13 protein-coding genes are annotated in these 14,986 nt (G+C 71.3%); 7 read left to right on the forward strand and 6 right to left on the reverse strand.

Annotated features, from left to right (window positions below):
- The first annotated feature begins 109 nt into the window (after positions 1–109).
- Positions 110–856 (forward strand): IclR family transcriptional regulator, encoded by a 747-nt coding sequence (locus ACICHK_RS01205; RefSeq protein WP_406841131.1) that lies wholly within the window; start codon positions 110–112, stop codon positions 854–856.
- 9 nt (positions 857–865) lie between these two features.
- Here the strand turns inward: ACICHK_RS01205 and ACICHK_RS01210 are convergent, their stop codons facing one another.
- The 3 genes from ACICHK_RS01210 to ACICHK_RS01220 form a co-directional block, all read right to left on the reverse strand.
- Positions 866–1,996: an aromatic ring-hydroxylating dioxygenase subunit alpha gene (locus ACICHK_RS01210; RefSeq protein ID WP_406835111.1), complete on the reverse strand. Its 1,131-nt coding sequence runs from the start codon at positions 1,994–1,996 to the stop codon at positions 866–868.
- A 130-nt stretch (positions 1,997–2,126) separates the two neighbouring features.
- Positions 2,127–3,329, reverse strand: coding sequence for an NAD(P)/FAD-dependent oxidoreductase (locus ACICHK_RS01215; RefSeq protein WP_406835113.1), 1,203 nt, complete (start codon positions 3,327–3,329; stop codon positions 2,127–2,129).
- Complete coding sequence (locus ACICHK_RS01220) at positions 3,326–3,688, reverse strand: bifunctional 3-phenylpropionate/cinnamic acid dioxygenase ferredoxin subunit (RefSeq protein ID WP_406835114.1); 363 nt, start codon at positions 3,686–3,688, stop codon at positions 3,326–3,328. Before ACICHK_RS01220 ends, ACICHK_RS01215 begins: the two co-directional genes overlap by 4 nt.
- A gap of 296 nt (positions 3,689–3,984) precedes the next feature.
- Here ACICHK_RS01220 and ACICHK_RS01225 point away from each other — a divergent pair, with 296 nt between their 5' ends.
- Positions 3,985–5,031: a hypothetical protein gene (locus tag ACICHK_RS01225; protein ID WP_406835115.1), complete on the forward strand. Its 1,047-nt coding sequence runs from the start codon at positions 3,985–3,987 to the stop codon at positions 5,029–5,031.
- A gap of 160 nt (positions 5,032–5,191) precedes the next feature.
- On the opposite strand, the gene ACICHK_RS01230 is transcribed toward ACICHK_RS01225, so the two are convergent.
- Entirely contained in the window at positions 5,192–5,332 is a 141-nt protein-coding gene (locus tag ACICHK_RS01230) for a hypothetical protein (RefSeq protein ID WP_406835116.1), read from the reverse strand.
- A gap of 94 nt (positions 5,333–5,426) precedes the next feature.
- Positions 5,427–6,668 carry an RNA-guided endonuclease InsQ/TnpB family protein gene (locus tag ACICHK_RS01235; RefSeq protein ID WP_406835118.1) on the reverse strand — a complete coding sequence of 414 codons (1,242 nt, stop codon included), beginning with the start codon at positions 6,666–6,668 and terminating at the stop codon, positions 5,427–5,429.
- A 351-nt stretch (positions 6,669–7,019) separates the two neighbouring features.
- On the opposite strand from ACICHK_RS01235, the gene ACICHK_RS01240 reads away from it, so the two are divergent.
- The 5 genes from ACICHK_RS01240 to ACICHK_RS01260 all read left to right on the forward strand — a co-directional run bounded on the left by ACICHK_RS01240 (position 7,020) and on the right by ACICHK_RS01260 (position 11,426).
- Positions 7,020–7,787 carry an SDR family NAD(P)-dependent oxidoreductase gene (locus ACICHK_RS01240; protein ID WP_151467641.1) on the forward strand — a complete coding sequence of 256 codons (768 nt, stop codon included), beginning with the start codon at positions 7,020–7,022 and terminating at the stop codon, positions 7,785–7,787.
- Between the two features lie 26 nt (positions 7,788–7,813).
- The gene (locus ACICHK_RS01245) at positions 7,814–8,173 is read left to right on the forward strand and encodes a MerR family transcriptional regulator (protein ID WP_406841132.1); all 360 of its coding nucleotides are present in this window, start codon (positions 7,814–7,816) and stop codon (positions 8,171–8,173) included.
- A gap of 81 nt (positions 8,174–8,254) precedes the next feature.
- Positions 8,255–8,575: a hypothetical protein gene (locus tag ACICHK_RS01250; RefSeq protein WP_406835119.1), complete on the forward strand. Its 321-nt coding sequence runs from the start codon at positions 8,255–8,257 to the stop codon at positions 8,573–8,575.
- 263 nt (positions 8,576–8,838) lie between these two features.
- The gene (locus tag ACICHK_RS01255; protein ID WP_406835120.1) at positions 8,839–10,002 is read left to right on the forward strand and encodes a hypothetical protein; all 1,164 of its coding nucleotides are present in this window, start codon (positions 8,839–8,841) and stop codon (positions 10,000–10,002) included.
- Positions 10,002–11,426 carry a hypothetical protein gene (locus ACICHK_RS01260; protein ID WP_406835121.1) on the forward strand — a complete coding sequence of 475 codons (1,425 nt, stop codon included), beginning with the start codon at positions 10,002–10,004 and terminating at the stop codon, positions 11,424–11,426. The genes ACICHK_RS01255 and ACICHK_RS01260 overlap by 1 nt, the downstream gene beginning before the upstream one ends.
- A gap of 108 nt (positions 11,427–11,534) precedes the next feature.
- On the opposite strand, the gene ACICHK_RS01265 is transcribed toward ACICHK_RS01260, so the two are convergent.
- Positions 11,535–14,882 carry a BTAD domain-containing putative transcriptional regulator gene (locus tag ACICHK_RS01265; RefSeq protein ID WP_406835123.1) on the reverse strand — a complete coding sequence of 1,116 codons (3,348 nt, stop codon included), beginning with the start codon at positions 14,880–14,882 and terminating at the stop codon, positions 11,535–11,537.
- Positions 14,883–14,986: the final 104 nt, after the last annotated feature.

Here is a 14,986-nt window from a genome sequence, read left to right on the forward strand (position 1 = left end):
CCTACGTTTCCGTGCCGTTACTTGCGCCGCTGTTGTTTACTACGCGTATAGTTTCGCTGTGAGCAACTACAGTCCAGACGTCGAAACGACGGGTTCGCAGTCCGGCGGCGTGCAGTCCGTCGACCGCGCCATCAGCGTGCTGGAGATCCTGGCCCAGCGCGGCGAGGCCGGCGTCAGCGAGGTGGCCGCCGAGATCGATGTTCACAAGTCGACCGCCTTCCGGCTGCTCGGCGCCCTGGAGGCGCGCGGCCTGGTGGAGCAGGCGGGCGAGCGCGGCAAGTACCGCCTCGGCTTCGGCATCGTGCGCCTGGCCGGCGCGGTCACGGGGCGCATCGACATCACCCAGCAGAGCCGCCAGGTCTGCGAGCGGCTCGCCGAGGAGATCGGCGAGACCGTCAACATCGCCGTGATGCAGGAGCACTACGCGATCAACCTCTACCAGGTGCGCGGCCCCGGGGCCGTCGCCGCGCACAACTGGGTCGGCCAGCTGACCCCGCTGCACGCCACCTCCAGCGGCAAGGTCCTGCTGGCGTATCTGCCCGCCGAGGAGCGCACCGCGCTGCTGGCCGAGGCCGGCCTGAAGAAGGAGACCCCGCACACCCTGACCTCGAGGACGAGGCTGGAGAAGAACCTCGCCGAGGCCCGGGAGCGCGGATATGCCTGGACCCTGGAGGAGCTGGAGGTCGGGCTCCACGCCATGGCCGCGCCGGTGCGCGACCGAGGCGGCGAGGTCATCGCGGCACTCAGCGCCTCCGGACCCGCGTACCGGTTCACCGAGGAGCGCCTGCACGAACTCGCTCCGGTGCTGGTCAAGGGCGCGGAGGAGATCAGTCACCGGATGGGTCACCTGGGCTGACCCGCCCCGCTACGGCCGGGGAGTGCCGAGGCGCTCGTTCACCCAGTCGTGGAAGGCACCGATGTGGTGTTCGCTGGGCACCAGTACCCCGCCCTTGGCGTACATCCGTGAGCTCATCCCGGGCTGCGTGCGCTCGCACGCGTCGAAGTCCTGGCGGTTGACCCGGTCGAAGAGTTCCACGGACCGGCTGACGTCCTTGCCGCCCTCGACGACGTGCGGGAGGTAGAGCCAGTCGCACTCGACGATCGTGCGGCCGACGGCCACCGGGTACATCCGGTGGAAGATCACGTGATCGGGGACGAGGTTGATGAAGACCTGCGGTTTGACGGTGATCGCGTAGTAGCGGCGGTCCTGGTCGTCGGACACGCCGGGTATGCGGTCCAGGCCCTCGGAGCCGTCGACGGTGAAGCCCCGGACCTCCTCACCGAACTCGGCACCGTGGCCGACGTAGTATTGAGCGGCGTAGCCGTCGGCGAACTCGGGGAGCACCTCGGTCAGTTCGGGGTGGATCGTGGCGCAGTGGTAGCACTCCATGAAGTTCTCGACGATGAGCTTCCAGTTCGCCCTGACGTCGTAGACGATCCGCCTGCCGACTGCGAGGTTGCCGATGTCGTAGTGCTCGATGGCCTCCGCGTCGCCGAGGCGGGTGATCACCTCTCCGATGACGTCCTCCTCGAAGGAGGGCGGGTTCTCGGCCAGGCAGACCCAGACGTAGCCGAGCCATTCGCGGGTGGTCACGCCGACCAGGCCGAACTCCGTGCGGCCGACGTCGGGCATCTTCGTGAGGTTGGGCGCCGCGACGAGCTTGCCGTTCAGGTCGTAGGTCCAGGCGTGGTACGGGCACTGGAAGGCACGCTTGACCTCTCCGGCCTCCTCGGCGCAGAGCTTGGCGCCGCGGTGCCGGCAGACGTTGAAGAAGGCACGTACGGAGTTGTCCCGCGCCCGTGTGATCAGGATGCTCTCGCGGCCCACCTCAACCGTCCTGAAGGCACCGGGCGTCGCCAGCTCCGAGGAGCGCACGGCGCAGAACCACATCGTCTCGAAGATGCGCTCCTGCTCCTGGGCGAAGATCCCCGGATCCGTGTAGGAGGAGCCGGGGAGGGTGGCGATCAGACTGTCCGGCAGGCTGGTCGGGATCACGGTGCACTCCTCGGGAAACGTCGTGGAGGGGCCATTCACGTGCCGGGAGGAAAGACTCCGGGCAGTGTCGTACATGGGGCAACGCCGCGCACCATGCACAACCGCGGCATGAGACGACTCAGGGGTCGCGTCAAGAGCTCACGGCCGCGAGCTGCTTGCGCCAGCGGGTGAACAGCCGAGGCTGGTTCATCCCGAGCACGGCGACCGGAACCCCGGCCCGCCGGTAGACGGCCAGGACGTCGCGGTCGTCCGCCGCGCCCGCCTCGATGGCCACACTGTCGGCGGCTGCCGCGTGACCGGCGAACTGGATCTTCACGCCGTACTGGTCGGACCAGAAGTACGGCGGCCGGGGCACACCCGGTTCCACCGCACCGCCCGCCAGCAGCGCGGCGATCGCGGCGTCGGGACGCTCGCGCGCTCCGGTCCAGTGTTCGACGCGGCGGTGGGCGCCCGCGCGGGCGTCGTACCAGTTGGCGCAGTCACCGACCGCGACCACGCCGGCCAGGCCGGTGCGACCGTCGGCGCCGCACTTGACGCCGTTGTCGAGTTCGACGCCGGATCCTTCCAGCCACTCGACGCACGGGCGGGCGCCCACACCGACGACGACGATGTCGGCGGGGACACCGCGGCCGTCCTCGAGCAGGACGGCGTCCACCCTCCCCCGGACTCCGTCCGGGGGGACCCCTGTCCCGCTCCGCCCGTCCCCCCTCAGCCCCTTGACCCCCACACCGCACAACAGCCTTACGCCGTGGTCCGCGTGGAGGGCGGAGACGATGCCGCCCATCGTCGCGCCGAGCGGTCCGGCCAGGGGCGTCGGGGCCGCCTCCACGACCGTCACGTCCAGCCCGAGGGCGTATGCGGTGGAGGCGACCTCGGCACCGATGAAGCCGCCGCCGATCACCACCAGCCGTCCGCCCCGGGCCAGTTCGTCCCGCAGGGCGCGGGCGTCGTCCAGGGTGCGCAGGGTGTGCACTCCGGCCAGGCCCTCGGAGCCGGGCAGAGTACGCGCCGCGGCGCCGGTCGCGATGACGACGCCGTCGGCGCGGACCTCCCGCCCGTCGGCGAGGTGGACGGCGCGCTCGGTGCGGTCGAGTCCGGTGGCACGAGCGCCGAGCAGCCACTCCGCCCGCAGGTCCTCGTCGTCCGCCTCCAGAGAGAGATCCGCCTCGCCGAGGGTGCCGGCCAGGAACTCCTTGGACAGCGGGGGCCTGTCGTACGGGCGGTGGAGTTCGTCACCGATGACGACCAGCCGCCCGCCATAGCCATGTTTCCGCAGCGAGCGCGCCGCCGACAGACCGGCCAGCGAGGCGCCGACCACGGCGACGGTCCTCACCCGGAACCCCCGGCGGGCCGGGTTGCGGCACAGGGCGGCAGGTTGGGGGCGGCCGCGGACAACCGGACGTGGATCACGCCATCCTCGACGACGGCCTCGTGCGTCCGGACCGGGAGCTTGGCCGGCGGAGAGTCGACCGCGCCGGTCCTCAGGTCGAACTTCGAAGCGTGCAGCGGGCATTCCACCTCGCAGCCCTCCAGCCAGCCGTCGGCGAGCGAGGCGTCCTGGTGGGTGCAGGTGTCGTCGATGGCGAACAGCTCGCCGTCCTCGGTGTGGAAGACCGAGACCGGCGGATCGATGTCGAGCCGGTGGGCCTCGCCTCGCGGCAGATCCGCGAGACGGCACGCGGGAATCATCATGACACCTCGGTGCGTATAGCGAAACGGATTGCAGTAAGCGCAACGTCAGTCTGAGGTCGGCCAGAACCCTTGTCAAGGCGTCCACAGGGCACTCCGAGGCGTCCATCATGGTGCGCGACACGGAACTCGATTCACATGGAACAACAACGGCCCACCGGCGCGGCGGTCACCAGGTCAGCAGACCGGGGCTCCCCCGCGCCCGATGCCGACCATCTGCTGACCTGAGCATCATCACGCCTATAACCTGCACAGATACCCAGACGTCAGATCTTGTCCACACAGAGGCGGTTGCCAAGTTGACGCTGTCCCCGGCCACGCAGGCCATACTCGACCGGCGCGCCGCCGATGACGCCCCGGAGGTGGCGTGGCGATGGGAGTCCATGGCCGCCGAGGCCGTGCTCCGACACGGCGGCCCGGCCGATGCGGAAGCGCTCCTCCCGCTGTTCCTCTCGGCGCCCGCCGCGCACGAGGCGCTGGTGCCGGTCCTCGCCCGCCATGGCGACCGGCGGCTGGCCGCGCGCCTGCTGGAGGCGACGGTCGACGGGGGGCGACTGCGTGACGGCGTACCGTCCGACGTGCTCCACGCCGTGGGCCGCCTGGGGTACGCCCCGGCCACGTCCCTGCTGTGGGAACACGTCGACGGCTCACACCACGTGTCGAGGGACGCGTGCCTCGGTCTGCTGCACCTGCCCTGCGAGGATCTGCGGGACGCGATCACCGAGGCGCTGGAGAAGCACGAAGGGGCCGCCCTGTTCCCCGAGTTCCTTCCCGTCCTCACCCCGAAGACCGAAGACCCGGCATGGCTGGACCGGCTCGTCGCATGGGGTGAGAACCACGCCTCGGTCGACTGCAACGGCGGCCTGATCCTGGGGATCTCCCTGCACGGCGACCGTGCGCGCACCGCTTTCACCCGTCTGCTGTGGGACGACCGCTGGGAGGCCTGTGGCACTAGCACCGGATCGGCGCTGTGGACGTACGCGGGCACGCGCGTCCTGGGTCTCGGTCTGCCACAGCTGTACGCCGACCTGCGGGCACGGTTGCGCACCTGCGCCGACCCGGACGTCCGGGGAGACGCCCTCCGGTCGTTCGTCACGCTGCTGCGGCTTCGGTGCGCAGACGTCCGGACCGGCGTGGAGGCGGCCGAAGCCCGGCCCGAGAACTTCGACACGCTCTACGGCGTGCTGTTCGCCCCGGCTCCCGACGACAACGACACGCTGACCGAGCTCGCCGACCGCGTCTTCGGCAGCGACGGCCCTCTGTCGGACGAGGTCCGCGACCTGGAGGACGCCCTCCGCACTGCGGCGGAACACGAGTGGGCGTTGCGCGCGGTCGCCTCGCGCTGACGGACACCGGACACACGTGGTTCCCGACGGTGAAGACGGCGTCGCCGATCAGTGGCTCACCGGACCGCGGGCGCGGGGCCGGGGCGCCACGGGGGCAACCGGGCCTTGTGCACCAGCACCTGGCCCGGTTGCGGACGCCACGGCTCACGCCGCGTACCGCTCAGCTCGTGAAGGTGAAGTACTTCCACGCGCCGTGCGTCGTCGAGTTCACGGTGTCACCCGACGAGGAGTTGACGTACGAGGAGCGGACGCGCGTTCGCCAGCCCGTCTCGTGTGTACCGGTCAGCTCCACCTTGGACACGCCCGTGAGCTCAGCTTGAAGTACTTCGAGCCGTTGTCGTACCAGGTGCCGTTGTATTGAAGTGTTCTCCCTCGTGAATGAGGGAGATTCCTGCCTACCTTGCGGTGGCGGGCTTGACGCCACGGGGACGCCTGACGACTGCCCTCCCGGCAGCCGGGACGAGCGCGTGGCCCCTCCGGTACAGGTGCAGGATGTTCCGGGCCGCGTTCCAGTCGGCGTTGCCGGACCATCCGCAGTCGGGGTTCTTGCACACGAACGTGGCCTGGTCCTTGCGACTGCCCGGTGTGGTGGAACCACATGCCGAGCAGCGCAGGGAAGTGCCGGGGGCGGGAACCTTGTGCAGAGCACCGCCTTGGCGGGCGGTCTTGTACGCCAACATGGTCACGGTGCGGCCCCATGCCTCCTGGCTGATGGAGCGGTTCAGGCCGGACTTCTGGACGACGTTGTGGCCGGGTTCCTCGATGGTGCCCCTGGCGGACTTGACCATGCTCTTGATGTGGAGCTGTTCGACCACGACGATGCTGTACCGCTCGGCGATGTAGGTGGTGGTCTTGTGCTGCCAGTCGACGGCGCGGCGCGTGGCTTTGGCGCGGAGCTGTTTGATCTGGTCATAGGTGTGCTGCAGGCGGCGGGAAGTCTTTTCTCCGCGCCCTCGGTGCTGCTTGCGCCGGGCGGCGCGTCGTTCAAGGCCCAGCAGCTTGGCCTTCTCGGGCGGGTTCAGCCACTTGCCCTGGTCGGCCGTACCGTCGGCAAGACGGGGCGGGCGTCCGTGGTCCTGATGATTGCCATCCGAGAGGGCCAGAGGAAGATTCACCCCGGCATCGATGCCGACGTCCGGGCCGGTGTGTGGCTCCGGCCCGGCTTCGAGGATCTGAACGCGGAAGGAGATGTGCCAGCCGAGCGCGTCCTTGACCAGCCGAGCGCCGGTGATCCGGTCGTCGCCGCGCGCCCTCTTTCCGACCGGGAGTTCCTTGGTCCAGCGGAAGCGGACGCGGCCGACCTTGGGGATGTTGACCATGCCCCAGCGGCGGTGCACACGGGTGATGTTCAGGTCCCGGCCCTGCGGGATGTCCACGGACATCACCGTGCGGTTGCGGACCTTGAAGGTCGGGGCGCCGACCCGGCCGTCCCAGCAGTTGCGCCAAGCCTGGAAGTACGTCTTCAGCACAGCCTGTGCAGCCTGAGCGGGGAGCATGCCGAGCCAGTCGATCTCCTTGCGGGCTTGTCGGATCGCCGCGTCGGCCGCGGCCAGACAACGCTTCTCCTTCGGGAGCATCGACCACCAGTCGTGCAGACAGTTCCACAGAGCGCGGGCCGCATGTGCCTGACCATCCATGAGGAGGGTCTGCCCGGGTGTCAGCGCGAGACGAGCGCGGTGCCCCAACTGCCGCCTCCCATGAACACACTCCGCGCTCACTCCATCACTCTAACGTTTGACTGCTGTCGTCATGGCAGCCTTTTCCGGTTCGAGTCGTACTTCTCCGGAAGCTGTGCGAGGCACCGCCGAGCGCCGTACGCCAGTTCATCGAAAACCAGCGGTACTCCGTGCGATCCGACTGAGGTCAATCATGCGGATCCGTACCTCAAGTGGATGCGCGCATCGTCGGTCTCGCTCCCACACACCCGGATCCGAGCGCTCCCTTCTGCGATGAGACGTTGACGTTGCCACTGGCGGAAGGGTTGGACCATGACCGGCATGAACGACATCGCACCGCAGAGCGGCAGGATCGTCGCCGTCACTGGAGCCGGTACCGGGATCGGCCGGGCAACTGCCCGCGCCTTCGCCGCCGAGGGCGCTCATGTGGTCGCGCTCGGACGGCGTCTCGAACCGCTCGAGGAAACCGCGGCCGGGCATGACCGGATCACACCACTGACCGCCGACATCACCGCCGGGGGCGAGCCCGAGCGGATCATCAGTGCCGTGCTGGAGACACACGGCCGACTGGACGTTCTGGTCAACAACGCCGGCATCGTGCGCAGCGGTGCCCTCGGGACGCTGACGCAGGAGATGATCACTGCTCAGGTCGCCACCAACCTCGTCGCTCCCGTCCTGCTGGCACAGGCTGCGCTGCCGCCGCTGGAGACGTCGGGCGGAGTGATCGTCAACGTCAGTACGTCGGTCGGGCAGCGGGCTTGGCCCGGCAGCTCGGTCTACGCGGCGACCAAGACCGCGCTGGAACTGCTGACCCGCAGTTGGGCGGTCGAGTTGGCACCCCGCGGAGTCCGGGTGGTGGCTGTCGCCCCCGGCGCGATCGACACCCCCATCGGCGAGCACCAGGGCCTGACGCCGGAGCGCATGGCCGCGGTGCGGGAATGGCAGCTGGCCCACACCCCGCTGAACCGGATCGGCCGACCGGAGGAGGTGGCCTGGGCGATCACCCAACTCACCTCACCGGCCGCGTCGTTCGTCACCGGAGTGATCCTCCCGGTCGATGGTGGAGCGGTCGTGGCGTGATAGAAGTGACCCGGGGGTGGGGCGGGGTGCGGATCGGCGAGCTGGCCAGGGCCACTGGGGCGACCGCTCGTGCGCTGCGGCACTACGAGCAGGCCGAGCTGATTTCTTCCGAACGGGCCTCCAACGGCTACCGCGTCTACGACGAACGGGCCGTGGTGCGGGTCCTCAACATCCGCTACCTGCTGGCCGCCGGGCTCACTCTGGAGGACGTGCGCGTTTTCCTTCCGTGTCTGGACGGCGATGTCGCTGCCGCACCGCCCTCGGCCAAGGGCCTGCGGGTCGCGCTGGAACGGCTGGCAATCATCGACGAACGGATCGCCGCCCAGACCGAGGTCCGCGATCGACTGGAGGCCGCGCTACGGGAAAGGGCCGGCCGGGACCAGTGAAGCGGGCGACCGGGACGGCTTGGCGGTTCAAGTGCCCGGCTGCGGAACGAAGTTCAAAAACGTTTCAGTACGCTCCCAGTCATGACCGCGTCTCCGACAGACTCCAGGACAGCCCAGCGCCCGACCGCGTTGTGGGGCGTCTCCTTGGCCTCGCTGGGGGTCTTCCTCGTCAGCTGGGCGCTGTGCTGGACGAACGCGTACGTCGTCAATGACGACCTGCCGAACGCCTGCGGCGAACTGCGCCGGCAAAGCTTCCCGCCAGAGGTGGCCTGCGCCTCCGCCGACGGCACGCTCACCGGTGCGAACGCCGGCTGGCTCGTTGCCCTGTTCTTCGCTTCTCTCGTGGCGTCCCTCTTGCTCACGAGCATGCTGGTGGCGCTCGCGGCCGTCCGCAGGGCGTGAAGCGTACGTCGCCGAGCGCGGGCACAGGGGACGCGGGCGCCTGTCGATCCTTGTGGACGCGGGGTGCGGGGCGGCTGTCGCTCCGCGATGAGTGACGGCAGTCCGCGCTTCCGGTCACCGTGGGGCCGCCGGACGGTGAGGCCCGGCTCCCGGGCTCGTACAACCTTCGTGTGACGATCTTGGTCTCATCGTGCAAGCACCTCGTCCGGCGGGCCGACTCCAAGGGGTCGGCCCGTCGGCGTTCCACGACACAGGGAGGGTTCGTGCCCCGTCGAGAGAGTCGCGCGGACGGACAGCCGTCAGGCCGTGCCTGGTCGTTGTCCCTGGTGGCCGGTCTGCTGACGGTCCTCGGGACACCGCACCTCGCCGCCGCCGAGGAGGACGGACTTCGCTTCGACCGGGCGGTCGAGAAGGTCACCACGATCCCGGGGGCGACGTTCGACCTGCCCGGAGGGTTCACCAACAGCACGGGACGAACGCTCCACACCGTCTATCTGGAGGTTCAACTCGCCGACTACCTCTCCTTCGAGGAGGAGTTCGGCAACTGCTGGTACGAGGAGGACCGCGACACCTTGCTGGTCGACGACATGACCTGTCGGCTGGACGGCACGATGCGGTCCGGCCGGTCCTACGACCTGGATCTCGGCGAGGTGGACGTCGACAACGCGGCGCGCTTCGAGGGCATCCACTACGAAGTGGGCGTCGACGAGCCGCCGAAGGGCGGGCGCCGGGGCACTGGCCGACCGCTGGGCTTCAGCGAGCGCGGCCGCCCGGACCGGTACGTCCGGCCGGCTTCGGACGACTCGGTGTCGACCCGCGTGAACGTCGACAACCCCATCGACTTCGCGCTCAACGAGGTGACCTTGCGCGGCAAGCGGGGAGACAAGGTCAAGGCCGACTTCTTCTTCGTCAACAACGGTCCCGCGGGCACATCGGCCGTCTTCGACGACGAGGAGGACAACGAGACGGCGGTCGTGGTCGACCTGACGGTGCCGCCCGGACTGACGGCCGTCGGGGTCCCCGACTTCTGCCGGGGCAAGGAACGAGGGCACGAGGACCAGGGTGCCCCGGGCGCGTCCCACTACTACTGCTCGCAGAACCGTCTCGACAAGAGCCGCAACATGTCCCCGGGGCAGTTCGAGCACTTCCCCTTCGTGTTCCGTGTCGACCGGGCCGACAACAGGCCCGGCAGGATCGGCATAGCGGAGTCCGCGCAGATCGACGACAGCGACCCTTCGAACGACTCGGCCGCCATCAAGGTCGACATCGCCGGCGCCCCGGCCGTCCCGTCGGCCTCGGGGAGCGGCTCCTCCCCCTTCCCCGTCCTCATCGGCGGCGGCATCGCCGCGGCACTGGCCCTGGGCGGCGGTGCCCTGTGGCTGCGGCGCCGGTCCGGGGCTTCCCGCACCCTCCAGGAGGAGTCCTGATGCATCGCACCCACCGACGCCCCCGGCGTCTCACGCTCGTCGGTACGGCCCTGACGGTCGGTGCCCTGCTGATCACGACACCCGCCGACGCGGACACCACCCGGCCGGACGCCACCACACATCCCCTGGTCGTGGTCATCGACACACCGTGGGAGAAGCTGGTCCCCCTGGACGAGACCGTCCACTCCAACGGCATCTGGGTGTCCAACGTGGGACGGACCGACCTCACCGACGTCACCGTGACGGTCGACGCCTCCGCCCTGAAAGCCGTCTCGGACGACGTGGAGGTGCCCTGCGATCCCGACGGCGACCTGGTCGGCGTCTGCCACGGCATCGGCCCGGTCCGGCGGGGCGTGCCCGTCCGGGTCGGGGCCGTACGCGTCGGCCTCCCGAAGGCCTCGGCCGTGGGCCTGTCCCGCGAGGTGCGGTTCACCGCCTCCGCCGGGGACGGCTCGCACGGCATGCAGAGGTACACGGCGCTGGTCCCGGAGACCGGGCAGGAGTTCGACCGGGCGGCGAACGCCCGCGAACGGCTCGCTCTCGACGGAACGCTGCCGCTGCCGGGCGGTTTCACCAACTTCACCCGAACCGCTCTTCCCGCGGTCGAGATCCTGCTGACGCTCTCACCGGGCCTGTCGCTCACCGAGCGGTTCCGCAACTGCGTGCGGGTGCGCGGAGAGGACCTTCTGACGACGGTGAGCTGCAAGGTGCGGGGCCCCTTCGCCCCGATGGCCTCGTACGACCTCGATCTCGGGGCGGTGCGGGCGCATGCCGACGCCCTGCTGGAGAACATCGAGTACGAAGTGAGGCCGTGGTCGTCCGACAAGTACCGTTCGTTGCCCCACCAGGGCGACAAGCACGAGGGCGACGGTCCCGGCGAACTGACGGCCGTCCCCCGGCCCTCCGTCGCCACGCACCTGCGCACGGACGCGAAGGCGTACGGTCTGCTGAGCACCGCCGTCGACGTGGCCAGTACAGCGGACTTCACCGTCACCGGGGCCACGCTGCGGGGCAGGCCCGGCGACGTGGTGCGGGCGGAGTTCACCGTGCGCAACCTCGGGCCCGGGAGCAGGGGGAGCACGCAGAAGGAGCGCCAGAACGACTACGGTTCGTTGTGGCTGTCCGTGCCTCCGGGGGTGACCGTCGTGCACGCCCCGCGTGACTGCTACGGACACAAGGCCGACCGGCCCACCAAGGGCTACACCTCGGGGGAGCCCGGCCTCGGCCACCCCAAGGGACGGGGTTACAGCTGTGGGGGCACCTCGGGGCAGTACCTCGCGGCCGGGAAGGAGCTGCGGTACGCCTTCGAGTTCCGCCTCGACGCGTCAGGGGACCTGCGGCCCGGTTTCGTCACCACGATGTACCAGGAGGCCGATTCCCGCCCTAAGAACAACACGGCACGCGTCGAGGTCGAGAAGCGGTAGGGACGACGGAAGGATCACTTGAAGCGCCGGCGCTCCGTCCGGGAAGGTTCGTCGGCAGGTGGCCGGCGGCCGGTCGGGGCGGTCCGGCGGACGTTGCCGGCCGGAGGGCTAGAGGGTGCGTCGGCGGTCGTGTTCGGCCGACAGGTCGGCCGCGGCCCGGGTGGCGAGTTCGGCGAGATGGGCGGACCCCCAGGCGTGTGCCGTGCGCTCGGCCAGCGCGTAGGCGTCCGCCGCCCGCCGGTGCTCGCCGAGGAACCGGTACAGGTCGGCGAGCGCGTGCGCGATGGGCCGGCTGGCGTAGGCCGCACCGGCCGCGCCCGCGATCTGGTCCCGCAGCGGCTCCAGGTGCCCGGTGAGCGCCACCGCGCCCGCGTGGTCGCCGACGAGCACGGCGAGCTGAGCGCGGAAGTCCAGTTCCAGGCCGTAGAGATGGTCCCGCATCGGCTCCGGTGACACGGGTACGGCCCGCGCCTCGTCGAGTCTGCCGAGGCGGGCCAGGACCAGCGCCCGGGCCACCGAGACCGGCCCGCCGGCCGACTCGTACACGGCGTGGACCATCGGCTCGATCTCTGCCACGCGGTCCTGGAGGAGCCGCATGCTGATCAGGGCGAGCGTGCGCAGCCCGGTCGCGTGGTGCGCTCCGACCCGCTGGAGCAGGGTGTCGGCCTCCGTGTAACCGGCCTCCGCCGCGTCGAAGCGGCCGGCGACCGCGGCCAGCATGGCGGAGGTCGCGGCGCTCAGCCCCTGCGCCCACACCAGGCGGTAACGACGGGCGAGCACGAGCCCCTCGGCGGTGTGCCGGCGCACCGCGGCGGGGTCGTTGCGGGCGGCGGCGGTCATCGCGTCGAGGTGCTCGCAGACCCAGCGGTAGGCGGGCAGGTCATGGGCGTGCGCGAGGCGGCGCAGCTCCTCGGTGAGCGAGGGCCGGGCTCCGGCGTGGGCCTCGTGCGGCAGCAGTCTCGCCGACGTCATCAACGCGGCGGCCATCAGCCGGGGTTCACCGTTCGCGCGGGCCAGGGCGAGCTGGTCGCGAGCCGCTTCCAGAGCGCGGGGAGCGTCCTCGCCCGCGACCGCGTCGACGAGCACCTGGAGGACGCGGGCACGGGTGGGGCCGTCCAACTCCGTTTCGGTCGCGAGGTGTTCGAGGCGGGCCAGGGCGATCCGGTCGTAGGGGCCGTCCAATCTGCTGCGCCAGGGGGTGGGTTCGGTCCACGCGCCGTAGACCGCCGCCACCAGGTCGCCCCGGTCGGCCTGTTCGGCGAGTTCGACGGCCCGCCGCCGGGTGCGGCGGGCGGCGTCCGTGGCACCGGTGCGGACCTGTGCGCCGAGGAGACGCACCAGCAGCTCGATCAGCCGGTCCGGCGGTGCGTCCTCGCCCGCCGCCGCGGTGTGGGTGTCGATGGCCTGCTGGATCAGGGTGACGGCGACGCCGTGTGCGTACCGCCGTTCGGCGGCCTCGGCGGCCCGCAGTGCGTAGTCGACGGCGAACGGGGCGTCGTCCGCACTGCCCGAGCGTGCGAAGTGATGGGCCAGGGCCGCGAGTTCGCCTGGGCGGTGGAGGCGCAGCAGCCGCGCGACACGGGCGTGCAGCCGGGCGCGTCGTACTCCGGACAGGTCCGCGTAGACGGTGTCCCGGACCAGGGCGTGTACGAACCGGACGCGGCCGGGGCCCGGTTCGGCCAGCAGTCCGGCGGCCAGCGCGGCGTCCAGCCCGTCCAGGACCTCTTCCTCCGTCCCGTCGGAGGCGTCGACGAGCAGGCCGGCCTCCGCCTCCAGGCCCAGTACGGCGGCGAGTTGTACGACGGCACGGGCGGCGTCGGGCAGCAGCGCGAGGCGCCTGCGCAGGACGTCGCGTACGCCCTGCGGCACCTCGGAGACCGCGACCAGAGCCCCTTCGTCGGCGAGGAGACGCGCGCTCTCCCGGACGTAGAACGGGTTCCCGCCGGTACGTTCGGCGAGCGCGGCCACCGTCGCCGGGTCGACCGGCTCTCCGCAGACCGCTTCCACCAGGGTCGCGGTGTCCTGCGGTGCCAGCCCCGCGAGCGCGATCCGGTGCGGGCCGTAGGGGGCCAACTGGGCGAGGGTCTTGAGGAGATGGTCGCCCACGTCCGAGGGCCGGTACCCGGCGACGGTGAGCAGCGGGACCCCCGTGACCGACGCGGCCGTCTCGACCAGGGCCAGCGTCTCGGCGTCGGCGCGGTGCACGTCCTCCAGCAGGACGGCGAGCGGCGTCCCGGCAGCTGCGGCCCGCAGCCAGGCGGCGAAGGCCCGGTGCATGCGGAAGCGGCCGGCCGTCGCCTCGTCCCCGGCGGGGAGGGCCCCGGCGGGGAGGGCCGCGCCGTCCGATTCCCGCAGCAGGACCGCCAGTTCGTCGGGGGCGGCCGGGGGCACCTCGCGTGCGAGCGCGCCGAGCGCCTCCACCCAGGCCCAGGCGGGCGGCGCGCCCTCGTATTCGGGACAGTGCCCGATCACCACCCGCCAGCCGGTCCTCCGCAGCCGGGTGGCCGCCTGGTCGAGGAACGCGGACTTGCCCGCACCGGCCTCGCCGGTGACCAGCACGGTGCCGCCGCGCGGCGCGGCGGCCCGCGCCGCCGCCTCCAGGGCGCGCAGCTCCGCGTTCCGGCCCACGAACAGGCCGGGTCCGGCCGGCGGCGACGCGATACGGGCGGGCGGCGCGGCGGCCGGTTCGGGCACCGCCGCGCGCAGGACGTCGAGGCGTCCGTCGAGCACGGCGCGTTCCAGGTCCCGCAGGGCCGGGCCCGGATCGCAGCCGATCTCGTCGCGCAGGACGGTGGTGGCACGGCGCAGCGAGGCGAGCGCGTCGGCCTGCCTGTCGCAGGCCCACTGCGCCAGGGCCAGCAGCCGCCAGCCCTCCTCGCGCAGTGGGCTGCCCTGGACGAGTCCCTCCGCGTCGTGCGCGGCCTGCGCGGCCCGGCCGGTGGCCAGATCGGCGGCGACGGCGAGTTCGAGGGCCTCGGCGCGCAGTCCGTCGAGCCGGGCCACCTCGGTCGCGGCCCAGGGTTCGTCCGCGTGCCCGGCGAAGGCCGGTCCGCGCCACCAGCCGAGCGCCTCGGCCAGCGACACCCGCGCCTCCTCGGCCGGTGCGCCGCGTGCCCGGCCGACCCGGGTCTCGAAACGCCACGCGTCCACGGCGTCCCCGGGCAGTCTGAGGGCGTACCCGGGCGGGGCGGTGACCAGGACGGCGGCAGGGGTGCGCGGCGGCCGCCCCGGCTCCAGGCAGCGCCGCAGGTTCGACAGATAGGCGTGCAGGGACACCAGTGCCTTGGCCGGCGGTTCGCCCCGCCACAGGGCGTCCGTCATGCGGTCCACGGGTACGACACCGCCCCGGGCGGCGATCAGCAGCGACAGGACGGCGCGCTGCCGTGGAGCGCCCAAGGCGACCGGTGTCCCGGCGACTTCGGCGTCCAGCGGACCCAGGACTCGCAAACGCAGCACGCTCGCGGAATCTACCCGAGACCCGCGTCCGCTCCGTCAACAGACGATAAACGCCCATCGGTTCGGGCATCCGCCGTGCACGGTCCCGGACGGCATCCGTGCGC

Source organism: Streptomyces sp. AHU1 (assembly GCF_045343905.1).
Classification (GTDB): domain Bacteria; phylum Actinomycetota; class Actinomycetes; order Streptomycetales; family Streptomycetaceae; genus Streptomyces; species Streptomyces triticiradicis.